Raw genomic sequence first — 21,948 nt, 5'->3', positions numbered from 1 at the left:
TCAGTCCAAGGTGAAGTAGTCGGGACCGGAGTAGCGCCCGGTCGTCATCTTGGTGCGCTGCATGAGCAGGTCGTTGAGGAGCGTGGAGGCGCCGAAGCGGAACCAGTCCGGGTCGAGCCAGTCCGGACCGGCGACCTCGTTGACCATCACCAGGTACTTGATCGCGTCCTTGCTGGTGCGGATGCCACCCGCCGGCTTCACCCCGATCATCCGACCGGTCTGCTCGCGGAAGTCGCGGACCGCCTCGAGCATGATCATGGTGACCGGCAGCGTCGCGGCCGGCTGCACCTTGCCGGTGGAGGTCTTGATGAAGTCGGCGCCGGCCATCATCGCCAGCCAGCTCACGCGGCGGACGTTGTCGTAGGTCTGCAGCTCGCCGGTCTCGAAGATCACCTTGAGGTGCGCACTCGGCCCGTCGGCACGGGCGCACGCGGCCTTGACCGCGACGATCTCGTCGTACACCTGCTGGTAGCGCCCGGAGAGGAACGCCCCGCGGTCGATCACCATGTCGATCTCGTCGGCCCCGGCCTCGACCGCGTCGGCGGTGTCGGCGAGCTTGATGTCGAGGGCCGCGCGGCCGCTCGGGAAGGCCGTGGCGACGGCGGCGATGTGGACACCGGAGCCGCCCAGCGTCTCCCTCACGGTCGCGACCATGTCGGGGTAGACGCAGACAGCGGCGACCGACGGGCAGTCGGGGTCGGCCGGGTCGGGGCGCATCGCCTTGGAGGCGAGCGCCCGCACCTTGCCGGGGGTGTCCGCGCCCTCGAGCGTCGTCAGGTCGACCATCCGGATGGCGAGGTCGAGCGCGTACGCCTTGGCGGTGGTCTTGATCGATCGGGTGCCGAGCCCGGCGGCGCGGGCCTCCGCGCCGACCTGGTCGACGCCCGGCAGCCCGTGGAGGAACTGCCGGAGGGAGGCCTCCGACCGGGTCACCTCGTCGAGCCCGGAGCCGAGGATGGTGGGAGTGGCGGTCACCGACCCAGCATAGGGTTGGCTGCGCCCCGCGCCACAACCCGCAGAACTGGCCCGAGAAGAGGACCGTGACCGAGCCCGACCCGACCCGTGACGACACCGCCGTCGTCGAGAGGTTCGCCCCGACGAGTGGTCGACTGACCGGGGTGCTCGGCCTGGTCACCGCCGGGGTGGTGTTCGCGATCGCCGTCTTCGACTGGGACACCGGTACGCCGCTCGGGGTCGCGATCGTGGCGCTCCTGGGTGCACTCCTCGTGTGGATGGCGCTGCTGCGCCCGGCCCTGTGGGCCACGCACCAGTACCTCGCCATGCGCGGGATCACGCGCACCGAGTGGATCCCGCTGGTCGCGATCGAGCGGGTGGTGATCACCCAGATGCTGGCCATCGGCACCGGTGACAAGCGCTACCTCAGCCCGGTGATCGGCCACACCGCGCGCACGGCCGTCAAGGGACGCTTCGGCGCCTCGGCGCCGAAGGTCGAGTACAGCCACCAGCAGCTCGTCGAGACCCGGATCAACCAGCTGGCGCGCGAGGCGCGCGAGCGGCACGACCCCGACCCCGGCGTACGGCGTACCTGGGCGTGGCCGGAGCTCGCCGGCTGCGCGCTCCTCGTGCTGGCGTTCGCGGTCTGGCTGGTCGCCAGCTAGATGCCGGCGGCGGCCTTGATGCCGTTGCGCAGCGCGTCCAGCCGGCCGACGGCGGCGATCCGAGCGGCGTCGACGCCGTCCTCGGGGTCCACCGGCACGACGACCTCGAGGTAGCACTTGAGCTTGGGCTCGGTGCCGCTCGGGCGGACGATGACGCGGGCGCCGTCGACCAGGCGGTAGCGGAGCCCGTCGGTCGGCGGCAGCGCCGCGCTGCCGAGGGAGAGGTCGTCGACGGCCTCGACGGCCAGCCCGCCGAGCTCGGTCGGGGGCGTCGCCCGCAGCCGCGCCATCGCGGCCGCGATCTCACCGAGGTCGGTGACCCGAACCGAGAGCTGGTCGGTGGCGTGCAGCCCGTGCGCGAGCGCGATGTCGTCGAGGATGTCGACCAGGGTGCGGCCCTGGGCCTTCGCGTCGGCGGCGAGGTCGCACAGGAGCAGCAGCGCCGAGACGCCGTCCTTGTCCTTGACGTTGTCGGGGTCGACGCAGTAGCCGAGGGCCTCCTCGTAGCCGTAGGCCAGGCCGTCGACCTTGCTGATCCACTTGAAGCCGGTGAGCGTCTCGGCGTACGGCTGACCGGCCGCGGCCGCCAGCTTCCCGAGCAGGCTCGAGGAGACGATGCTGCAGGCGTAGGTGCCGTGCTTGCCCGAGGCGAGGACGGCGTACGCGAGCAGCGCGCCGACCTCGTCGCCGCGCAGCATCCGCCAGCCGTGCGGGCCCGGCACGGCCGCCGCGCACCGGTCGGCGTCCGGGTCGTTGGCGACCACCAGGTCCGCGCCGTTGCGCTCGGCGAGCGCCATCGCCAGGTCCATCGCCCCCGGCTCCTCGGGGTTGGGGAAGGCGACGGTCGGGAAGTCGGGGTCGGGCTGCTCCTGCCGCGCCACGACCGACGGTGCGTCGAAGCCGGCCGCCTCGAGCACCCGCTCGACCGGCACCCCGCCCACGCCGTGCAGGGGGGTGTAGACGATCTCGAGGTCACGGGGGCCGTCCTCGACGAGGCCGGCGACGGTGTCGAGGTAGCTGTCGACGAGCTCCTCCTGCAGCACCTTCCCGGGCCGTCCGCGCGGGACGTCGGCGACCGCGCCGACGGCAGCGATCCGGGCCGCGATCTCCGCGTCCGCGGGCGGCACGATCTGGCTGCCGTCGCCGAGGTAGACCTTGTAGCCGTTGTCGCGCGGCGGGTTGTGGCTGGCGGTGACCATCACGCCGGCGGCGCAGCCGAGCTCGCGGATCGCGAAGGCGAGGATCGGGGTGGGCAGCGGGCGCGGGAGGACGTACGCCGTGAAGCCGGCGCCGGTCATCACCTCGGCGGTGTCACGGGCGAAGACGTCGGAGTTGTGGCGGGCGTCGTACCCGATCACGACGGCGCCGCCGCGGTGGCCGGTGTCGGCGAGGTAGGCGGCCAGCCCGGCCGCGGCACGGGTGACGACGACCCGGTTCATCCGGTTGGGCCCGGCGCCGAGCTCGCCGCGCAGGCCCGCCGTACCGAACTCGAGGGTGCCGTCGAAGCGGTCCGCGAGATCGCTCCGGTCCCCGCCCGCCTCGACCTCCGCGATCACGGCCTCTAGCTCGGCGCGGGTCTGGTCGTCGGGGTCGTCGGCGGCCCAGGCACGGGCGGCGTCGAGCAGGTCACTCATGGAGGGCACGATACGAGGGCCGCGCCCCCCGGTGTTCGAGGAGGGCCGCCAGGCCTGGACCGACCGGTCGTTGAGGAGCCCCGCCCGGCTCGGGCCCACCGGTGGTTGAGGAGGGCCGCCAGGCCCGTCTCGAAACCCCCGCACCCGAGGCGCGACGTCGGGTGCGGGGTGGTTTCGAGGCTCAGGCCTGGCGGCCTTCGCACCTCAACCACCGGGGGCTCCGGTGGTCGAGGAGGACGCGGCCCCTCCGGTGGTTGAGGAGGACGCGGGCCCCTCCGGTGGTTGAGGAGGGCCGCCAGGCCCGTCTCGAAAGACCCGCAGCCCAGGCAGTACGTCGGGTGCGGGGTGGTTTCGAGGCTCAGGCCTGGCGGCCTTCGCACCTCAACCACCGGGAGCCCCGGTGGTTGAGGAGGACTCGGCCCCACCGGTGGTTGAGGAGGGCCGCCAGGCCCGTCTCGAAACCCCCGCACCCGAGGCGCGACTTCGGGTGCGGGGGTCTCGACGACGCTCGCTGGCGCTCGCTGCTCGACCACCGGAAGCCCCGGTGGTTGAGGAGGGCCGCTAGGCCCGTCTCGAAACCTCCGCAGCCGAGGCAGTACGTCGGGAGCGGAGGTCTCGACGACGCTCGCTGGCGCTCGCTGCTCGACCACCGGAAGCCCCGGTGGTTGAGGAGGGCCGCTAGGCCCGTCTCGAAACCTCCGCAGCCGAGGCAGTACGTCGGGAGCGGAGGTCTCGACGACGCTCGCTGGCGCTCGCTGCTCGACCACCGACGACGCGGCGCACCCGGCCGCCCGGACGACTGCCTCGGGTCTGCTGCCCACGAGTCGTAGCCAAAGTCGGGTATTCGGGCGGTCGGACCCGGCCCCGCGGGGGTGGTGACGCTTGTCTGGCTGCGAGCGATGTCGTGGGACGTCGCGTCGAGTGATCAGGGGCGCGTCTTGTTGAACCACCGTCGCAGCACGGGCCAGCTGATCGGCATCGCCACCGTGGCGGCGGTGCTGATCGGCTCCCTCACCCCGCTGGCCGCCACGTCGGCCGACGCCGCGACCGTGCCGGACACGGCCCCCAGCGCCGCCACGCCCCAGGTGAAGAACGGCGCGACGTACGCCATCACCGAGGTCGGCAGCACGATGGTCCTCGGCGGCACGTTCACCCAGGCGGCCAACTACGGCGCCAACCAGCCGACCGTGGACCGGTCCTACGTCCTGGCCTTCGACCGCGACAGCGGGCAGCTCAGCAGCACCTTCGCCCCGGTCCTCGACGGCATCGTCAACGACGTCGAGCCCGGCCCGACGGCGGGCACCGTGTACGTCGCCGGCGCCTTCACCACCGTCAACGGCACCAAGAACCCCAAGCTCGTGCTGCTGAACACCGCCACGGGAGCGGTCGTCCCGTCCTTCAAGGCCCCCGCGATGAACGGCGTCATCAGCTCGATCGACGTCGCCGACGGTCGCCTGTACGTCGGGGGGCTCTTCACCGTCGTCGGCGGGGTCACCCACGGCGGCATCGCGACCCTCAACGCCGGCACCGGCGCCCTCGACCCCTTCGTCAACATCCAGCTCGCCCAGCGTCACAACGACACGGGCGGTGGTGCCCAGGGCGGGGTCGGGGTCAAGGAGCTCGACGTCGCCTCGACGGGCCAGAGCATGGTCGTGGTCGGCAACTTCAAGACGGCCGACGGGCTGGCCCGCGACCAGGTCTTCCAGGCCGACCTGACCGGCCCGTCCGCCGTCGTCCGCACCGACTGGAAGACGAGGCGCTACGAGCCCTACTGCTTCAACTGGGCCTACGACAGCTACATGCGCAGCGTGACGTACTCGCCGGACGGCTCCTACTTCGTCATCGGGACCACCGGTGGCAAGAACAACGGGACCCTGTGCGACTCGGCGACCCGCTGGGAGACCAACGGCAGCGGTCAGGAGCTGCAGCCGACCTGGGCCGACTACGCCGGCGGCGACACCATCTGGGCCGTCGAGGTCGCCAACGACGTCGTGTACGCCGGCGGCCACCAGCGCTGGATGAACAACGGCGACGGCAACGACTACGCCGGCCAGGGAGCGGTGCCGCGTCCGGGCCTGGCCGCCCTCGACAGCACCACCGGTGTCCCGCTCTCCTGGAACCCCGGCCGCAACCCCCGCGGTGCGGCGGTGTTCGACATCTACGCGGGCTCGAAGGGCCTCTACCTCGGCAGCGACACGGAGTGGATCGGCAACTTCGCGATCTTCCGACCGCGGATCGCGATGTTCCCCTACGCCACCGGCTCGACCCAGAAGGACGACGCCGTCGCCAGCCTGCCCGCCGACGTGCTGACCGCGAGCACCAGCGGCGACACGCTCACGCGTCGTACGTTCGACGGCACCACCGCCGGTGCCGCGAGCACCGTCGCGACCGGTGACGGCTGGAGCAGCGCCCGTGGCGGCTTCTACGCCGGCGGCAACCTCTACTACGGCCGCACCGACGGCTACCTCTACAAGCGGTCGTGGGACGGTCGGGTGCTCGGCGCCGCCACGAAGATCGACCCCTACCTCGACCCGGCATGGGTCGGCGTCGACACCGGCAGCAACTCGGTCTACAACGGCAGGCTGCCGGACCTCTACGGCTCGCTGAACAGCACCCAGGCGCTGGCGTACAGCAACGAGCGGATCTACTACGCGACCAGCAACAGCTCCACGCTGCGCTACCGCTACTTCAGCACCGACAGCGACATCGTCGGCTCCGAGGTCTTCACGGTCTCGAGCTCGATCGACTTCCGCCGGGTCGGCGGGATGTTCGTCTCCGACGGCTACCTCTACTACGTCTCGACGACCAGCGGCAACCTGTCGCGGATCGCCTTCGACGGTGCCGCGACGTCCGGCTCGGCGACCACCGTCTCGACCGCCGACTGGCGCAACCGCGCCCTGTGGCTCGCGCCGACCTTCAACAACCAGCCGCCGACCGCCCAGGTCACCGCGTCGTGCAGCGACCTGGTCTGCTCGTTCGACGCCGCCGGATCCACGGATCCCGACGGCACCATCGCGTCGTACGCCTGGGACTTCGGCGACGGCAGCTCCGACACCGGCGCCACCGTCCAGCACACGTACGCCGCCGGCAGCTACACCGCGACGGTGACCCTGACCGACGACCTCGGCGGCACCACCGTCGTGCAGAAGCAGGTCGCGCCGACGGCCCCAGCCACCTCCACCATCGGCTTCGTCGGCTCCGCACAAGGGGCGTACAACGCCCAAAACGTCAGCCTCGCGACCCCGAGCAGCACCCAGGCGGGCGACCAGCTGATGCTCTTCGTGTCCGGCGGCGTCACCGACCCCGGTGCGACGCTCCCGGGCGGCGGGTGGACGCTGCTCGGCTCCCGGGTCAACAACGGCCTGTGGTCGGGGGTCTACAGCAGGACCGCGACGGCGAGCGACAGCACGACGAGCGTGCCGGTGTCCTTCAACGCCGTGATCAAGTCGACGCTGGTCCTGGCGGCCTACCGCGACGTCAACGCCACCGTCGCGGGCAGCGCCATCGGCTCCTCCATCACGTCGTCGTCGGCCACCCACGTGGCGCCGACGGTGACCGCACCCTCCGGCGCCTGGCTGGCGACCTATTGGACGGACAAGTCGGGCACCACGACCGCGTGGACCCTGCCGGCGACCACCACGACCCGGTCGACGGCGTACGGCACCGGCACCGGTCGCGTCACGGCGGCGCTCGTCGACAGCAACGCGACGGTGGCGCCCGGCACGGTCGGAGGCCTCACGGCCACCACGGACGCGCCGAGCACCCGGGGCGTCGCGTGGACGATCGCCCTCGCCCCGAAGTGATCGTCCAGCGCCGCGGGTGACCGGTCCGGCTCAGCCGTCGATCGAGCTGAGGTCGCCGTAGCGGTCACCGACGACGGCGTCGCGCGGGACGGCCTGGTCGAGGGCGGCGAGGTCGTCGTGCGTGAGCGTGACGTCGGCGGCGCCGACGTTCTCCTCGAGGTACCGGACCCGCTTCGTGCCGGGGATCGGGGCGACCCCGAGCTCGTCGTCGCCCTGCGCCAGGACCCAGGCGAGGGCGAGCTGGCCGGGGGTGCAGCCCTTGGCGTCGGCGATCGCCCGCACGCGGTCGACGAGCTGGAGGTTGGCGCGCAGACCCTCGCCGTTGAGGCGGGGGAAGTACGCCGAGCGGCGCGAGTCGCCCTCCTCGAGCGCGTCCTCGCTCGTGATGGCGCCGGTCAGGATGCCGCGGCCGAGAGGGGAGTACGGCACCAGCCCGATCCCGAGCTCGCGCAGCACCGGGAGGATCTCGTCCTCGAGATCGCGGGTGAAGAGCGAGTACTCCGTCTGCAGGGCGGTGATCGGGTGCGTGGCGTGGGCGCGCCGGATGGTGGCGGCCGAGGCCTCGGAGAGGCCGAGGTGGCGCACCTTCCCGGCCGCGACCAGCTCGGCCATCGCGCCGACGGTCTCCTCGATCGGGACCGTCTGGTCGACGCGGTGCTGGTAGTAGAGGTCGATGTGGTCGACGCCGAGCCGCTGCAGGGACGCGTCGCAGGCCGCGTGGACGTACTCCGGTCGCCCGTTGATGCCGACGCGGGTGCCGTCCGGGAGCCGCTCGTTGCCGAACTTGGTCGCGAGCTGGACCTCGTCACGGCGGCCGGCGATGGCCTTGCCGACCAGCTGCTCGTTGATGAACGGGCCGTACATGTCGGCGGTGTCGAGGAAGCTGACGCCGAGGTCCAGGGCACGGTGGATGGTGTCGAGGCCGGAGGCCTCGTCGGGGCTGCCGTAGAACTCCGACATGCCCATGCAGCCGAGGCCGAGCTCGGAGACGTCGAGCGGAGAGGTGGTGCCGAGGGTGCGCTTGTCGATGGTCATGCCACCACTCAAGCGCTTGGAGCGCGCTCCAGGTCAAGGGCGTCGACCCTCGAGGTGTAGATGCCGATCTTGCGGTCGATGGCGCCCAGGTGCTCCTGCACCTCCGCGAGCTGGGCGAGCACCTGCAGCCGGTGCGCCTGGAGCAGGTCGAGCCGGGCCGTCTCGTTGCCGTCGCCCTGGCGGACCAGCTCGGCGTAGCGACGGACCTCACGGATCGGCATGCCGGTCCCGCGCAGACAGTTGAGCAGCCCGATCCAGCCCAGGTCGGCGTCGGTGTAGCGCCGGTGCCCGGTTGCGGACCGGCCGACCGGGCGGAGCATCAGGCCGTCACGCTCGTAGTAGCGCAGGGTGTCCGGCGTCAGGTCGGTCGCCTGGGCGGCCTCGGCGATCGAGTAGGTCACCCCCGCAGTGTGACCCCTGGAGTGCACTCCAGGTCAAGCCTCAGCGGGCGTAGCTCTCGAGGTGCTGCCCGAGCTCGGCGAAGAGCCCCTGGTTGAGGCGGAAGGCGGTCTTGACCTCGGCGACGATCCGCTCCTGCTCCTCGCCGGTCGGCCCGATCGCGTCGAGGCGGGCGCGGTAGCCGTCCTTGTAGATCTTCGGCTTCGCGATCTCGGGGAAGTCGTAGAACGCGATGCCTGCGCCGTCGAGCTCGAAGGTGCGGTCGAGGATGCGGCCGATCGCCTGACCGCCGGACAGGTCGCCCAGGTAGCGCGTGTAGTGGTGCGCCACCAGCAGTGTCGGCCACTCGGCCGCGGCGTCGAGCAGCCGCTGCCGGTAGGCCTCGGCAGCGGGGGACTCCAGCGTGGGGTCCGCCGTGTCGGCCAGCCAGTGGTCGAGGTCGGCGTCGATCGCGGCCAGCCGCTCCAGCGCGGTGTCGGCCACTGCGGCCACGGCGGCGTCGTCGCCGTGCGCGGTGACGATCTCCTCCATGGTCGCGTAGACGAGCCGCAGGCGGAGCAGGTAGTCGGCGTACCCGCGCTCGTTGACCCTGCCGCCGAGGAGCTCGGACATGAACGACGAGTCCTCCGCCGCCCGGTGCTCGGCGAGGGATCCCTCCCGCATGGCCGCCGACAGCGCGAGGTCGGTGGTCTGGTCGAGGACGGTCATTGCTGCTCCCGGTCGGCGGTGATCTGAGGTGACAGATTGTCAGCATGGAGGGACGCGGCGTCCACCGCGTCCATACGACGACTCGATCGCCCCGGGGCGGCAGGCGCCGCGGGCTCAGGCACGCGCGGATGCCCAGCCCCATGTGGAAGCGCTCGCCCTCGGCGAGGTGGGGGCAGACGTAGAGCCGCAGCCGCGTGGGCGGGTCGTCGGCCTCGGCGCGCTCGGCCATCAGGTCCGCGAACGCCGCGAACACCCGGCGCTGCAGCTGCAGCGTTTCGCCGGAATTGCGGGGCGCGTGGTGGAGGCTAGCCCGTGGGTGCGTCCAGGTGCTCGGCCTCGACGCCGTAGCGCTCGACGTACTCCTGGAAGCGCTCGCGCACGGTGCCCTCGCTCAGCCCGAACTCGGTGACGTCGTAGCGGTGCCCGCCGAACTCGCCGCGCGGGTGGGCGGCGAGGTGATCGGCCATCGCCTCGAACGCCCCGTCGCCGGCCTCGAGGCCGAGCGCGTCGTACACGCCGCGGACGGTGTCGACCGGGTCGCGGGCCAGGTCGGCGTAGTGGACGTCGAGGATCGGGTGCTCGGGCCGCCGCGCCCGGAAGTCCTCGATCCGGTCGATCGACTCCGCGAGCGTGTCGCTCCAGTGCTCGGCGATGTAGGGGCGGTGGTCGGCGTCGGAGAACGTGCTCGACATGACGTTGATCAGGCTGCACACGGACCCGGTCAGCGTCACCGGGTCGCGGTGCAGCAGCACCAGCCGGGCGTCGGGGTAGGTGTCGACGAGCGCGTCGAGGGCCAGCGCGTGGTGCGGGCTCTTGAGGGTCCAGCGTCCGCGTACGCCGGCGCTCTGCAGGGTCTGCAGCACGAGCCGGTGGTAGTCGTACGCGCCCCGGTTGTCGCCGGCGCGCCACCAGGCGCCGTACGACGGCACGTTGGCGATCGCCTCCCAGGAGATGCTCTGGAACGCCTGCCCCATCACGGCGATGCACTCGGTCGGGTCGGACGCCGCCTCGTGGTGGATGGCGCTGATGGCGGGGTTGAGCATCTCGAGCATGTCGACGCCGCCCTGCGCCGCGTCGACCCGCGGTCCGCTCCGGCGCTCTCCGGGCTCCGGTGGGGGGACCGAGTCCTGGGACTCCCAGGCAAGCAGCGCGCGGTTGCCCGGATCGGCGTCGAGCAGCTGGGAGAGGAAGGTCGTGCCGGCGCGGAACATGCCGACCACGACGACCGGTGCCTCGATGCGCTCCTCGGCGACGGCCGGGTGCCGCGCCACGTGGTCGACGACCTTGAGCCGGTTGGTCAGCGCCGCCACCAGGGAGGGTGGGAGCGCGACGACACCGAGGTCGTTGAGCTGCGCCTCGTGGTCGAGCGCGTCGCAGTAGCGCTCCAGCCCCTCGCGGTAGCTGGGGTCACCGAAGTCGGTGAGACCGGTCTGCGCGGTGGCCTGGGCCTCGAGGTCGTCGGGGTTCATGGGCGGGCTCCCTTGCTCATGCGGTCACCTGGACGACCGTGCGCCCCGTCGTACGACGGGCCGCGTGGTCCTCGAGGGCGGCCGCGACGTCGTCGAGGCCGATCCGGCGCCCGATCACCGGTCGGATGCTGCCCGCCGCGACCAGCTCGAGCAGCGCCGCGTGCACGCGGCGCCCGGTCTCGGGGCTGAACGGGTTGATGCCGAACCGCCGGAAGTCGCGCGGCACGTCGAGGTAGGCCAGCAGGACGCCGAGGACCGACAGGTTGGCCATCGACAGCTTGCGCAGCGGTCGTCCGGTGAGGCCCGACTCCGGGTCGTCGTTGAAGCCGACGGCGAGGTAGCGGCCACCCAGGGCGCCGCAGGTCCACATCGTCTCGGTCTGCTCGCCACCGATCGGGTCGAAGATCACCTCGGCGCCGCGGTCGCCGGTCGCGTCCATCACCGCGTCGAAGACGTCCTCGGACGTGTGGTCGATCGCGACCTCCGCGCCGAGGTCGCGGCACAGCCGCGCCTTGTCCGGCCCACCGGCGATCGCCAGCACCCGGGCCCCGGCGGCGACGGCGAGCTGGATGGCCGCCGTACCGACCGCGCTGGCGCCGCCGCGCACGACGACCGTCTCGCCGGCCTGGAGCGCGGCGCGCTCGTGCAGCGCCAGGTAGCCGACGTGGAAGGGCAGCGTGAACGCCGCGGCCTCGGCGTCGTCGAGCTCGGGCGGCGCGTCGAAGAGGCTGCCGGCGAGGGAGTGCTCGGCCAGCCCGCCGAGCGACTGCGGCGTGATCCCGACGACGCGACGGCCCCGCCACTCCTCGGCGCCGGTGCCGGTCGCGTCGACCACGCCGGCCACGTCCATGCCGAGGGTGAACGGCGGCTGCGCCATCACCGCGGCCACGCCGCCGCGGCAGCGGGCGATGTCGCCGAAGTTGAGCGAGGCGGCCGCGACGGCCACCCGGACCTGGCCGGGTGCCGGCTCCGGCGGCTCGACGTCGTCGCGGACCTCGATGGCTGCGCTCGGCTCGCCGTGGCGCACGACGCGGACTGCCTTCATGTGACCCCCATCACTCGGTGCTGGGCCGACCGTACTAAGAGGGCGTATTACACGTCAACGGGCGGGGTGGTCGCCATGCCCGCGGCCAGGGCGACCAGGTTGCGCACGAACAGCTCCGTCGGCAGCTGCGAGCGGCCCGGGGTCGAGCGCTCGCTGGCCCGGGCCCGGTCGGCCACCGAGCGCAGGATGAAGCCGGTGATCAGGGCCAGCCGCTCGTTGTGGAGGGCCTCGTCCAGGGGCGGCATCCGAGAGGCGAGGAGCGCGTAGACGTCGTACCCGCCGGTGGCGGTGAGCTCGGCCGCGACGGCCTCGTCGAGGCGGTCGAACTCCTCGACTAGCTGGCCGACGATCACGAGGTACTGGCGGCCGGACGGGCCGGTCTCGGCCAGCTCGACGGCCGGTCGCACGATCGCCTCGAGGACGGCGGTGAGGTCGTCCTCGGGGGTGGTCCGGGCCTTCGCGAGCAGCTCGCCCTCGCGGGCGGCGAGGAACGACGCGTGCTGGTGGAGGACCGCGACGAGCAGGCTCTCGCGCGTGCCGAAGTGGTAGTGCACGGCGCCGCGGTTGCGCTGGCCGGCCCGGCGGGTGATCTCCACGAGCGAGGCGGTGAAGACGCCGTCCTCGGCGAACACCGCCGTCGCCGCCTCGACCAGGCGGGTGCGCGTCTCGTCGGCGGCGCTCATCTCAGATCCGCGGGACGATCCGCCCCAGCAGGTCGCCCATCCGCGAGGCGGCGGCGCGACCCGCCTCGAGGACCTCCGCGTGGTCGAGCGGCTGGTCGGAGATGCCGGCGGCGAGGTTGGTGACCAGGCTGATGCCGAGCACCTCCATGCCGGCCTCGCGGGCCGCGATCGCCTCGAGCGTCGTGCTCATGCCGACGAGCTGCCCGCCCAGGACGCCCGCCATCCGGACCTCGGCAGGGGTCTCGTAGTGCGGCCCCGGGAACTGCACGTAGACGCCCTCGTCGAGGCTCGGGTCCACCTCGCGGCACATCGTGCGCAGCCGCGAGCTGTAGAGGTCGGTGAGGTCGACGAAGTGGGCGCCCTCGATCGGGCTCTTGCCCGTGAGGTTGATGTGATCGCTGATGAGCACCGGCGTACCCGGCGTCCAGCTCGGCTTCAGGCCGCCGCAGCCGTTGGTCAGCACGATCGCGCGGCAGCCGGCGCGGGCCGCCGTACGCACCCCGTGGACGACGGCGGCGACGCCCTTGCCCTCGTAGTAGTGGGTGCGGCTGAGGAAGACCAGGAGCTGCTTGTCGCCGGCGCGGACGGAGCGGATCTTGCCGGAGTGGCCGGCCACCGCCGCCGCGGTGAAGCCGGGCAGGTCGGTGGTGTCGATCTCGGCGGTCGCCTCGCCGAGCGCGTCGACGGCGGGCAGCCAGCCCGAGCCGAGCACGAGGGCGACGTCGTGGCGCTCGACGCCGGTCAGCTCGGCCAGCCGCTCGGCGGCGTGGGCGGCGATCTCGTACGGGGAACTCTGGACGGCGGCATGACTCACGCGCACGACTCTAGTCGGGCACGATGGGGCGATGATCGACCACTTCGGCATCAACTGCGCCGACCTCCCCGCGTCGGCGGCGTTCTACGACAAGGTCCTGGGGGTCCTCGGCTTCAGCCGGATCATGGACTTCGGGGTCGCGCTGGGCTACGGCCCTCCCGGCAAGCCCGACTTCTGGATCGGCACCCAGCCCGACGGCTCCGGCCCCTCGTCCGGCCCCAACCGCGAGGTCCACATCGCCTTCGTCGCCGAGTCGGCGGACGCCGTACGCGCCTTCTTCGACGCGGCGGTGGCCCTCGGCGCCGAGGTCCTCCACGAGCCGCGGCACTGGCCGGAGTACCACGACCACTACTTCGGGGCCTTCGTGCGCGACCCGGACGGCAACAACGTCGAGGCTGTCTGTCACACGGTGGCGCCGGGGTAGGGCTCCCCGTCCAGGGATACCCGGTTAACCGGGTATCCCTGGACTTCTGGGCCTCTGCATGCCCTGAGAAGTTGACGAAGTGCCCGAGGAGTAGGGCGGCTTCGGGCGTTGTCCACAGATGCGCGGGACCCTGGGACCGGCACGCGTCGAGCGGGCATATCGACACCATGATGCGCCCACCGGTGAGGCCCGACGACGACCCACGCAACACGCAGGTCTTCCTGCGCAGGACGCTGCTGGAGCAGGGGTACGACGACTACGCGATCTCGCGCATGGTCAAGGACTGCGTCCTTGCCCGGGTACGTCGCGGCGCGTACGCCGACTGGGCGGCGGGCAAGGTGCTGCCCGCCGCCGGGCGCCACGGGCTCGTGGCCCGGGCCGTCGTCCAGCAGGCGAAGACGCCGGTCGTCCTGTCCCACGTCTCGGCGGCACTGGAGTACGACGTCCCCGACTGGGGCCTGGACCTCGACGACGTGCACGTCACCCGGCTGGACGGGCGGCTGGGCCGGCACGAGGCGGGGGTGCATCAGCACTGCGGAAAGGTGCTGGCCGGCGACGTCGTACGCATGAACGGCGTGGACGTCATGAGCGCCACGCGAGCGGCGCTCGAGGTCACCACCGTCGCCGGCGTCGAAGCGAGTCTTGCCGTGGTCAACCATCTCCTGCACGCCGGCCACACGACCCTGAGGCAGCTGGCCGAGCGCTACGCGGTGATGGACCACTGGCCGAACACGCTGCACACCGACGTCGTCCTGCGCCTCGCGGACCCGAGGATCGAGTCGCTCGGAGAGACGCGGACCTACCACCTCTGCTTCCGGCACAGCCTCCCGATGCCCGAGCCGCAGTACGAGATCAAGGACGAGCGCGGGGTCGTCGTGGCCCGCGTGGACTTCGCGTGGCCGAGCCTCGGGGTGTTCCTGGAGTTCGACGGCAAGGTGAAGTACGAGAAGCTCCTCGCGCCGGGCGAGAGCGCGTCGCCGGTCGTGATCCGGGAGAAGCGGCGTGAGGACGAGATCCGCCGGTTGACCGGTTGGAGGTGCATCCGCCTCACCTGGGCCGACCTCGCGCAACCGGATCGCACTGCGACGATGATCCGCGCCGCGCTCGAGCGCGCCGCGGCCTGACGCTGACCCGCCGTACTCCTCGGGCACTTCACCAACTTCTCGGGCTCTGCATTGCCCGAGAAGTTCAGGGATCCCCGGTTAACCGGGTATCCCCGGACAGGCCGACCCCCGACCACCCACCAGCCGCAGTCAGTGCCCGATCGAGCGGCAGGGGCGCCGGCGGAGGGCGGCGACGTAGTCGGCGGGGGCGTCGGCGGCCTCGGCGGCGTCGGCGAGGACACCGAGGTACGACGCCGAGGGCAGGCCGCCCTCGTAGGCGTCCAGCACGTAGGTCCAGGCGACGACGGAGCCGGTCATGGTGGCGACCCGGACCTTGGTCTTGCGGTAGAGCCCGGAGTCGGCGGCCTCCCAGCCGTCGAGCTGTGACTCGTCCTCGGCCGAGACGTCGTACACCGCCACGAACACCTGGTCGATCGGGTCCTCGACGAGGGTGGACAGCGCGCCGTCCCAGCCGTGCTCCTCGCCGCCGAAGGTGAGCCGCCAGCCCTGGACCCAGCCGGTGGTCGACAGCGGCGAGTGCGGGCAGCGCTCGCTCATCCGGGCGGGATCGAGGTTGGTCCCATAGGCGGCGTAGAGCGTCACGCCCGAAGAGTAATCGAGCGACGACCGGAGCGATGCGCAGTGGGCTGCCTCACGTCAGTAGGCTGAGGCCTGTGAGCACGCACTTCAACGTCCTTGTCCTCGGTGCCGGCCCTGGTGGGTACGTCGCCGCGATCCGCGCCGCACAGCTCGGCCAGTCCGTGGCCGTCATCGAGGAGAAGTACTGGGGCGGCGTGTGTCTCAACGTCGGCTGCATCCCTTCGAAGGCGCTGCTGCGCAATGCGGAGATCGCCCACATCATCACCAAGGAGAAGGACGTCTTCGGCATCAGTGGTGATGCCTCGATGGACTTCGGCGTCACGCACAAGCGCAGCCGCGGCGTCGCGGACTCCAGCGCCAAGGGCGTGCACTTTCTGATGAAGAAGAACAAGATCACCGAGATCGACGGCTGGGGCACGATCACGGGCGACCACGAGGTCGAGGTCGACAAGGACGGCACGAAGACGTCGTACACCTTCGACCACCTGATCATCGGCACCGGCGCCAAGGTCCGGATGCTCCCGGGCATGAGCCTGAGCGAGCACGTCGTCACCTACGAGGAGCAGATCCTCGACAGCGACCTCCCGGGCAGCATCATCATCGGCGGCTCCGGCGCCATCGGCGTCGAGTTCGCCTACGTGATGACCAACTTCGGCGTCGACGTGACGATCGTGGAGTTCCTCGACCGGATGGTCCCGACGGAGGACCCGGACGTCTCGAAGGAGCTGCTCAAGCAGTACAAGAAGCTCGGCGTGAAGGTGCTCCTCTCCACCAAGGTCGACTCGGTCGAGGACACCGGCAGCGGCGTGCGCGTGACCGTGAGCCCCGCCGGCGGTGGCGACAGCCAGGTGCTCGAGGCCGACAAGATGCTCGCCGCGTTCGGCTTCGCCCCGCGCGTCGAGGGCTACGGCCTCGAGAACGCCGGCATCGAGCTCACCGAGCGCGGCGCGATCGCCGTCGACGCCCGCGGCCGCACCAACGTCCCGCACATCTACGCGATCGGCGACGTGACCGGCAAGCTCATGCTCGCCCACACGGCCGAGGCGATGGGGGTCGTCGCCGCCGAGACGATCGCCGGCGCGGAGACCATGGAGATCAACTTCGACATGATCCCGCGGGCGACCTTCTGCCAGCCGCAGATCGCCTCCTTCGGCTACACCGAGGCGCAGGCCGCGGAGAAGGGGTACGACGTGAAGGTGTCGTCGTTCCCGTTCTCGGCCAACGGCAAGGCCCGTGGCATGGCCGAGGGCGTCGGCTTCGTGAAGATCGTCGCCGACGCCGAGCACAACGAGATCATCGGCGCGCACATGATCGGGCCCGAGGTCACCGAGCTGCTCCCGGCGCTGACCCTCGCGCAGCAGTGGGACCTGACGGCGGACGAGGTGGCCCGCAACGTCTTCGCCCACCCGACCCTGTCCGAGGCGATGAAGGAAGCGATCGAGGGCATCGCCGGCCACATGATCAACCTCTGAGGATGGCCCCGACGCGCTCGGCCAGCGAGAAGGTCGTCATCATCGGCGGCGGCCCCGGCGGGTACGAGGCCGCCCACGTCGCCGCCCAGCTCGGCGCGCAGGTCACCATCGTCGACACCGACGGGGTCGGCGGCTCCGCCGTCCTGACCGACTGCGTGCCCAGCAAGACCCTGATCGCCACGGCCGAGGTGATGAGCGAGCTGTCCGGCGCCGCCGAGCTCGGCGTCCAGTTCCACGACGCCGAGGGCGACGCCGCGACGTCCATCCGGGTCGACCTGGCGCGCGTCAACGCGCGGGTCAAGGCCCTGGCGACCAGCCAGTCCGAGGACATCGAGCGCCGGCTCGTCCGCGACGGGGTCACCCTCGTCCACGGCCGCGGCCGGCTGGCCGGGCCCGGGCGGGTCTTCGCCCAGCACGCCGACGGCACCGAGCAGGAGCTCGAGGCCGACGCGATCCTGCTGGCGACCGGCGCCGCGCCGCGCACGCTCCCGACCGCCCAGCCCGACGGTGAGCGGATCCTCACCTGGGAGCAGGTCTACGACCTCACCGAGGTGCCCACCGAGCTGATCGTGGTCGGCTCCGGCGTCACCGGTGCAGAGTTCGCCAGTGCCTACCTCAACCTCGGCATCCCGGTCACGCTGGTCTCGAGCCGTGACCGGGTGCTGCCCGGTGAAGACGCGGACGCCGCCAAGGTGCTCGAGGACGTGCTCACGCGCCGCGGCATGACGGTGCTGTCCAAGTCGCGCATGGAGTCGGTGGCCCGCGACGGCGACGTCGTCACGGTGACGCTCACCGACGGTCGCACGGTCCAGGGATCGCACTGCATCCTCGCGCTCGGCTCGGTGCCCAACACCGGTGACATGGGCCTCGAGGAGGCCGGGGTGATCCTCAAGGACGGCGGGTTCGTCAACGTCGACCGGGTCTCGCGCACCTCCGCCCGCGGGGTGTACGCCGCCGGCGACTGCACCGGCGTCCTGATGCTCGCCAGCGTCGCGGCGATGCAGGGCCGGATCGCGATGTGGCACTTCCTGGGCGACACCGTGCACCCGCTGGACCTGAAGAAGGTCTCCTCCAACGTCTTCACCGCGCCCGAGATCGCCACCGTCGGCTGGTCCCAGCAGGCCGTGGACGCCGGTGAGATGCAGGCGGAGGTCGTGATGCTGCCGCTCTCGGGCAACCCCCGCGCCAAGATGCAGGGCGTGCGCGACGGCTTCGTGAAGCTGATGTGCCGGCCGGGCACGGGCATCGTCGTCGGGGGAGTGGTCGTCGGACCGCGCGCCAGCGAGCTCATCCACCCGGTCTCGATCGCGGTCGCCGAGTCGCTGACGGCCGACCAGCTCGCCCAGGCGTTCACGGTCTACCCGTCGATGAGCGGGTCCCTGGCCGAGGCCGCGCGGCGTTTGCACCACGTCTGAAGCGGGCTACCCTGACCGACTCGACCGCTTCTCGGGAGGTTCGATGCTGATCCAACGCTCCACCGCGTCCCTGTTCGTGACCGCGTCCCTGGTGGGCACGGCGCTGGCCGCCGCACCCGCGCAAGCAGCGCCCGAGCGACGGGGACCGAGCACCGTCACGATCACCACGACGGGCTGGGGCCACGGCAAGGGTCTGTCGCAGTACGGCGCCCGCAACCGGGCCCGGGCCGGGCAGAGCTGGCAGACGATCGTGCGCACCTACTACCCGCGCACGTCGTGGGGCCGGGCGACCGGGCACCTCCGCGTCCAGATCACCGCCGACACCACCCGCGACGTCATCGTCCGGCCCCGCAGCGGCCTCACGGTCCGCTCGCTCGGCTCGAGGAAGACCTGGCGGGTGCCCGCCAGGGTCCACGGCCGCAAGGTCATCGCCTGGCGGATCCTGCCGGCCGGGCACCGGTCGAAGGTGCAGTACAAGACCCGCAGCTGGCACACCTGGCACACCGGCAGGGGTGACGCGCAGTTCACCGCCGGCGGCGCGCCGATCGTGCTCCAGACACCGCGCGGACGCGCGTCGTACCGCGGGGTCCTGCGCTCGACCTCGGTCAACGCCTCCGGCACCTCCCGCGACACCGTCAACGTCGTGCCGGTGGAGGCCTACCTGCGCGGCGTCGTGCCGCGCGAGGTGCCGGCGTCGTGGCCGGCCGCCGCGGTCCGCGCGCAGGCCGTCGCGGCCCGCACGTATGCCGTCTCCGAGCGCCGCGCCCGCACCCGCGCCCCCTATGACCTCTGCGACACCGCCTCCTGCCAGGTCTACGGCGGCTTCCAGGCCGAGCAACCGCAGTCCGACGCCGCGGTCAGGGCCACCTCGCGCCGGGTCGTGCTGTACGGCGGCCGCCCGGTCTTCGCCCAGTTCTCGTCGAGCAACGGCGGGTGGAGCGTGGACGGCGGCTACCCGTACCTGCGCGCCGCCGAGGACCGCTTCGACCGGGGCAGTGCCGGTGACCCGACGACGCGGACGTTCAGCGCCGCCGCGATCACCCGGAACTGGTCGGGCATGGGCGACCTGGTCTCGATCAAGGTCACGGTGCGCGACGGCCGCGGGCCGTACGGTGGCCGGGCCAGGACCGTGCGGGTGGTCGGCTCGAACTTCACCAGGACGGTCTCCGGCGACACCTTCAGGTCGTGGCTGGGCCTGCGCTCGACGCTGATGCGAATTACGTAGCGGTAGTTCTCAGGTTCGCATTGCGGGGCCGATAAGACGCATGGTGCGATGGCACGTCACACCCGCACCATCAGACTCCACGAGCCCCGAGGACCCCATGCGTCGCGCCCTGCTGCCTGCCTGGACGGCGGTGCTGTGCCTCGGCCTGGTGCTCGCCCCGAGCGCCCCCGTGGCGGCTGCGGACAGCGGTGCGACGGCGCAGCGCGCCGTCCGCTCCTGGGACGTCGCAGGTCCGTCCCGGGTCACCGTCAGCGGTCACGGCTTCGGGCACGGCCACGGCATGTCGCAGTACGGCGCCGAGGGGGCTGCCCGGCAGGGACTCACGTATCGCCAGATCGCCTCGTTCTACTACCCCGGCACCACCTGGGCCACCTCCGCCGGCCGGGTCGTCGTTCAGCTCACCCGGGACACGACGCCCTCGAGCTTGATGGTGCGCGCCGCGTCCGGCCTCACCCTGCGCGACACCGCCGCCACCGGGCGCACCGCGCTGCCCGCCAACGGCGCCAAGCGCTGGCGCGTCACGACGGACGCCCGCGGCGTCAGCCGGGTCTCCTACCTGACCGACCGGTGGCGCGCCTGGGCGACGCTGAAGGGCCGAGGCGAGTTCTTCGCCGGCGGCGCTCCGATCACCCTGATGACGTCGACCGGCGACCGGGCCTACCGCGGCCGGCTGCGGACGGCCGTCACCGCCTCGGGCACGCGGGTCACGGTCAACGACCTGACCCTCGACAACTACCTGCGCGGCGTCGTGCCGCTCGAGATGCCCGCGCTCTGGAGCCCGGCCGCCGTCCGCGCCCAGGCGGTCGCGGCCCGCACCTACGCGGCGTACGAACGCGCGCACCCGATCTCGTCGGCGTACCAGATCTGCGACACCTCGTCCTGCCAGGTCTACGGCGGGTACGACGCCGAGCACCCCGCCACCGACCGCGCGATCGCCGCCACCCGGGGCAGGATCCTGACGAGTCGCGGCGAGCCGGCGTTCACCCAGTTCGGGTCGAGCAGCGGCGGCTGGACCTCGGCCGGGTCGGTGCCCTACCTGAGCGCTCGCCAGGACCCGTACGACGACTGGTCGGGCAACCCCGTGCACGACTGGAAGGAGCGCCTGACCGATGCCACCCTCGAGCGCGCGTGGCCGAAGGTCGGCGACCTGACCCGGATCGCGGTCACCTCCCGCGACGGCAACGGAGCCTGGGGCGGCCGGGTCCGCTCGATCACCCTGGTCGGCACCCGGGGCCGCGTCGTCGTCGGCGGTGACGACTTCCGCTCGCGGCTCGGGCTGCGCTCGACCTGGCTGACCTTCAGCGTCGCGCCGCGCTGAGCGCGGAGCCGAGCAGCGGCCGGAGCACCAGGCCGGCGACGAGCGCCCAGAAGGCGGCGCCGACGCCGAGGATCGTCACGCCCGAGGCGGCGATGACGAAGCACACCACGGCCGCCTCGCGACCGTCCTCGTCGGCGAGCGCGCCGGCCAGCGAGGCCGCGAGGGTGCCGAGCAGGGCGAGGCCGGCCGCTGCCTGCATCACGTCTCCCGGGGCGGCCGCGACCAGCGCGGTCAGGGCGCCGGACGCCAGCGCCAGGACGAGGTAGGTGGCCGACGCCGCGACGACCGCGGTCCAGCGGCGGCTGCGGTCGGGGCCCGCCATCGGACCGGCGGTCATGGCGGCGGTGATCGCCGCGAGGTTGATCGCGTGCCCGCCGAAGGGGGCGCCGAGCAGGGTGCCGATCCCGGTGACCGTCATCGTCTCCCGCCAGGGGACCTGGTAGCCGAAGCTCGAGGTCACCGCGACGCCCGGGACGTTCTGCGAGGCCATGGTCACGATGTAGAGCGGGATCGCGATGCTCACGACGGCGCCGAGCGTCCAGTGCGGAGACGTCAGGGTCACCGACGGCACCAGGTCACCGGGCGCGACCGAGGAGCCGGCCGACACGATCACCACGAGCAGCGCCACCCCGAGCGACACCGGCACCGCCCAGCGCCGCGAGATCCGGTGCATCACCACCCAGGCGAGCACGACCGGACCGACGTACGCCGGCGAGTCGGCCAGCCCGGTCACCGGCTCGAAGCAGATCGGCAGCAGCACGCCGGCGAGCATCGCCCGCGCCAGGGAGGTCGGGATCCGCGCGATCAGGTCGCCGAGGGCGGGCACCAGGCCGGTCATCAGGATCAGGACGCCGGTCACGACGAAGGCCCCCACCGCGGCGTGCCAGCCGCCGGTGACCGCCCCGGTCGAGACGAGGAGGGCCGCACCGGGCGTCGACCAGGCGAGGGTGATCGGGGTGCGGTGGCGCACGGCGAGCCACAGCATGCCGAGTGCCTGCGTGACGAGCAGGATCAGCAGGCCCGAGGCCGCCTGGGCCGGGCTGGCACCGACGGCGGTCAGGCCGGCGAGCACGACGACGAACGAGCTGCTGGACCCGACGACCGCCGTCACGATGCCGGCGACGACAGGTGTGCCCTCGTGCTCGGTCATGGCAGACTCCGTTCTGTAAACAGAACGCAGGG

The 21,948-nt window shown here is 72.2% G+C and carries 19 protein-coding genes; 8 read left to right on the top strand and 11 right to left on the bottom strand.

What is annotated here, in order from left to right; translation table 11 throughout:
- Positions 1 to 975, bottom strand: coding sequence for a deoxyribose-phosphate aldolase (deoC, locus tag N542_RS0102820; RefSeq protein ID WP_028642639.1), 975 nt, complete (start codon positions 973 to 975; stop codon positions 1 to 3).
- Positions 976 to 1,040: 65 nt separating this feature from the next.
- Here deoC and N542_RS0102815 point away from each other — a divergent pair, with 65 nt between their 5' ends.
- On the top strand, positions 1,041 to 1,619 hold the full coding sequence (locus tag N542_RS0102815) for a hypothetical protein (RefSeq protein WP_028642638.1): 579 nt from the start codon (positions 1,041 to 1,043) through the stop codon (positions 1,617 to 1,619).
- Here N542_RS0102815 and N542_RS0102810 read toward each other — a convergent pair.
- Positions 1,616 to 3,253 (bottom strand): phospho-sugar mutase, encoded by a 1,638-nt coding sequence (locus N542_RS0102810; protein ID WP_036506156.1) that lies wholly within the window; start codon positions 3,251 to 3,253, stop codon positions 1,616 to 1,618. The genes N542_RS0102815 and N542_RS0102810 overlap by 4 nt on opposite strands.
- A gap of 938 nt (positions 3,254 to 4,191) precedes the next feature.
- Between N542_RS0102810 and N542_RS23075 the strand changes: the two genes are divergently transcribed.
- Entirely contained in the window at positions 4,192 to 7,056 is a 2,865-nt protein-coding gene (locus tag N542_RS23075) for a PKD domain-containing protein (RefSeq protein ID WP_155992831.1), read from the top strand.
- Between the two features lie 30 nt (positions 7,057 to 7,086).
- Here the strand turns inward: N542_RS23075 and N542_RS0102800 are convergent, their stop codons facing one another.
- The 7 genes from N542_RS0102800 to N542_RS0102770 all read right to left on the bottom strand — a co-directional run bounded on the left by N542_RS0102800 (position 7,087) and on the right by N542_RS0102770 (position 13,209).
- Positions 7,087 to 8,091: an aldo/keto reductase gene (locus tag N542_RS0102800; protein WP_036506154.1), complete on the bottom strand. Its 1,005-nt coding sequence runs from the start codon at positions 8,089 to 8,091 to the stop codon at positions 7,087 to 7,089.
- 8 nt (positions 8,092 to 8,099) lie between these two features.
- Entirely contained in the window at positions 8,100 to 8,492 is a 393-nt protein-coding gene (locus N542_RS0102795) for a MerR family transcriptional regulator (RefSeq protein ID WP_028642635.1), read from the bottom strand.
- 40 nt (positions 8,493 to 8,532) lie between these two features.
- Positions 8,533 to 9,198, bottom strand: a complete 666-nt coding sequence (locus N542_RS0102790) for a biliverdin-producing heme oxygenase (protein ID WP_028642634.1) — start codon at positions 9,196 to 9,198, stop codon at positions 8,533 to 8,535.
- 305 nt (positions 9,199 to 9,503) lie between these two features.
- Positions 9,504 to 10,667: a sulfotransferase family protein gene (locus tag N542_RS0102785; protein WP_028642633.1), complete on the bottom strand. Its 1,164-nt coding sequence runs from the start codon at positions 10,665 to 10,667 to the stop codon at positions 9,504 to 9,506.
- A gap of 16 nt (positions 10,668 to 10,683) precedes the next feature.
- Positions 10,684 to 11,712, bottom strand: a complete 1,029-nt coding sequence (locus tag N542_RS0102780) for an NADPH:quinone oxidoreductase family protein (RefSeq protein WP_028642632.1) — start codon at positions 11,710 to 11,712, stop codon at positions 10,684 to 10,686.
- Positions 11,713 to 11,759: 47 nt separating this feature from the next.
- Positions 11,760 to 12,395 (bottom strand): TetR/AcrR family transcriptional regulator, encoded by a 636-nt coding sequence (locus N542_RS0102775; protein ID WP_028642631.1) that lies wholly within the window; start codon positions 12,393 to 12,395, stop codon positions 11,760 to 11,762.
- A gap of 1 nt (position 12,396) precedes the next feature.
- Positions 12,397 to 13,209, bottom strand: coding sequence for a purine-nucleoside phosphorylase (locus N542_RS0102770; RefSeq protein WP_231482407.1), 813 nt, complete (start codon positions 13,207 to 13,209; stop codon positions 12,397 to 12,399).
- Positions 13,210 to 13,240: 31 nt separating this feature from the next.
- Between N542_RS0102770 and N542_RS0102765 the strand changes: the two genes are divergently transcribed.
- Both N542_RS0102765 and N542_RS0102760 read left to right on the top strand, forming a co-directional pair.
- Positions 13,241 to 13,633, top strand: a complete 393-nt coding sequence (locus tag N542_RS0102765) for a VOC family protein (protein ID WP_028642629.1) — start codon at positions 13,241 to 13,243, stop codon at positions 13,631 to 13,633.
- A gap of 170 nt (positions 13,634 to 13,803) precedes the next feature.
- A complete protein-coding gene (locus N542_RS0102760) occupies positions 13,804 to 14,757 on the top strand; it encodes a type IV toxin-antitoxin system AbiEi family antitoxin domain-containing protein (protein WP_155992830.1) in 954 nt (317 codons plus the stop codon).
- Positions 14,758 to 14,886: 129 nt separating this feature from the next.
- Here N542_RS0102760 and N542_RS0102755 read toward each other — a convergent pair whose 3' ends face one another.
- The gene (locus tag N542_RS0102755; protein ID WP_028642627.1) at positions 14,887 to 15,339 is read right to left on the bottom strand and encodes a gamma-glutamylcyclotransferase; all 453 of its coding nucleotides are present in this window, start codon (positions 15,337 to 15,339) and stop codon (positions 14,887 to 14,889) included.
- A 71-nt stretch (positions 15,340 to 15,410) separates the two neighbouring features.
- Between N542_RS0102755 and lpdA the strand changes: the two genes are divergently transcribed.
- The 4 genes from lpdA (at position 15,411) to N542_RS0102735 (ending at position 20,766) form a co-directional block, all read left to right on the top strand.
- Positions 15,411 to 16,808, top strand: coding sequence for a dihydrolipoyl dehydrogenase (gene lpdA, locus N542_RS0102750; protein WP_028642626.1), 1,398 nt, complete (start codon positions 15,411 to 15,413; stop codon positions 16,806 to 16,808).
- Between the two features lie 2 nt (positions 16,809 to 16,810).
- Positions 16,811 to 18,223: an NAD(P)H-quinone dehydrogenase gene (locus tag N542_RS0102745; RefSeq protein ID WP_028642625.1), complete on the top strand. Its 1,413-nt coding sequence runs from the start codon at positions 16,811 to 16,813 to the stop codon at positions 18,221 to 18,223.
- Positions 18,224 to 18,266: 43 nt separating this feature from the next.
- Positions 18,267 to 19,448, top strand: a complete 1,182-nt coding sequence (locus tag N542_RS23070; protein WP_051551327.1) for a SpoIID/LytB domain-containing protein — start codon at positions 18,267 to 18,269, stop codon at positions 19,446 to 19,448.
- Between the two features lie 97 nt (positions 19,449 to 19,545).
- Positions 19,546 to 20,766, top strand: a complete 1,221-nt coding sequence (locus tag N542_RS0102735) for a SpoIID/LytB domain-containing protein (RefSeq protein ID WP_028642624.1) — start codon at positions 19,546 to 19,548, stop codon at positions 20,764 to 20,766.
- On the opposite strand, the gene N542_RS23065 is transcribed toward N542_RS0102735, so the two are convergent.
- Positions 20,747 to 21,916: a benzoate/H(+) symporter BenE family transporter gene (locus N542_RS23065; protein ID WP_036506153.1), complete on the bottom strand. Its 1,170-nt coding sequence runs from the start codon at positions 21,914 to 21,916 to the stop codon at positions 20,747 to 20,749. The genes N542_RS0102735 and N542_RS23065 overlap by 20 nt on opposite strands.
- Positions 21,917 to 21,948 lie beyond the last annotated feature (32 nt).

The organism is Nocardioides sp. URHA0020 (genome assembly GCF_000620705.1).
Lineage (GTDB): Bacteria > Actinomycetota > Actinomycetes > Propionibacteriales > Nocardioidaceae > Nocardioides.
Note: the sequence above shows the minus strand (reverse complement) of the source record. Positions and strands in the feature narration are given on the sequence as shown.

Excerpts from the sequence above, each read along its gene's own strand:
- N542_RS0102810 (WP_036506156.1), bottom strand. The coding sequence starts at position 3,253 with ATGAGTGACCTGCTCGACGCCGCCCGTGCCTGGGCCGCCGACGACCCC.
- N542_RS0102800 (WP_036506154.1), bottom strand. The coding sequence starts at position 8,091 with ATGACCATCGACAAGCGCACCCTCGGCACCACCTCTCCGCTCGACGTC.
- N542_RS0102790 (WP_028642634.1), bottom strand. The coding sequence starts at position 9,198 with ATGACCGTCCTCGACCAGACCACCGACCTCGCGCTGTCGGCGGCCATG.
- N542_RS0102785 (WP_028642633.1), bottom strand. The coding sequence starts at position 10,667 with ATGAACCCCGACGACCTCGAGGCCCAGGCCACCGCGCAGACCGGTCTC.
- N542_RS0102780 (WP_028642632.1), bottom strand. The coding sequence starts at position 11,712 with ATGAAGGCAGTCCGCGTCGTGCGCCACGGCGAGCCGAGCGCAGCCATC.
- N542_RS0102775 (WP_028642631.1), bottom strand. The coding sequence starts at position 12,395 with ATGAGCGCCGCCGACGAGACGCGCACCCGCCTGGTCGAGGCGGCGACG.
- N542_RS0102765 (WP_028642629.1), top strand. The coding sequence starts at position 13,241 with ATGATCGACCACTTCGGCATCAACTGCGCCGACCTCCCCGCGTCGGCG.
- N542_RS0102760 (WP_155992830.1), top strand. The coding sequence starts at position 13,804 with ATGCGCCCACCGGTGAGGCCCGACGACGACCCACGCAACACGCAGGTC.
- N542_RS0102745 (WP_028642625.1), top strand. The coding sequence starts at position 16,811 with ATGGCCCCGACGCGCTCGGCCAGCGAGAAGGTCGTCATCATCGGCGGC.
- N542_RS23070 (WP_051551327.1), top strand. The coding sequence starts at position 18,267 with ATGCTGATCCAACGCTCCACCGCGTCCCTGTTCGTGACCGCGTCCCTG.
- N542_RS0102735 (WP_028642624.1), top strand. The coding sequence starts at position 19,546 with ATGCGTCGCGCCCTGCTGCCTGCCTGGACGGCGGTGCTGTGCCTCGGC.
- N542_RS23065 (WP_036506153.1), bottom strand. The coding sequence starts at position 21,916 with ATGACCGAGCACGAGGGCACACCTGTCGTCGCCGGCATCGTGACGGCG.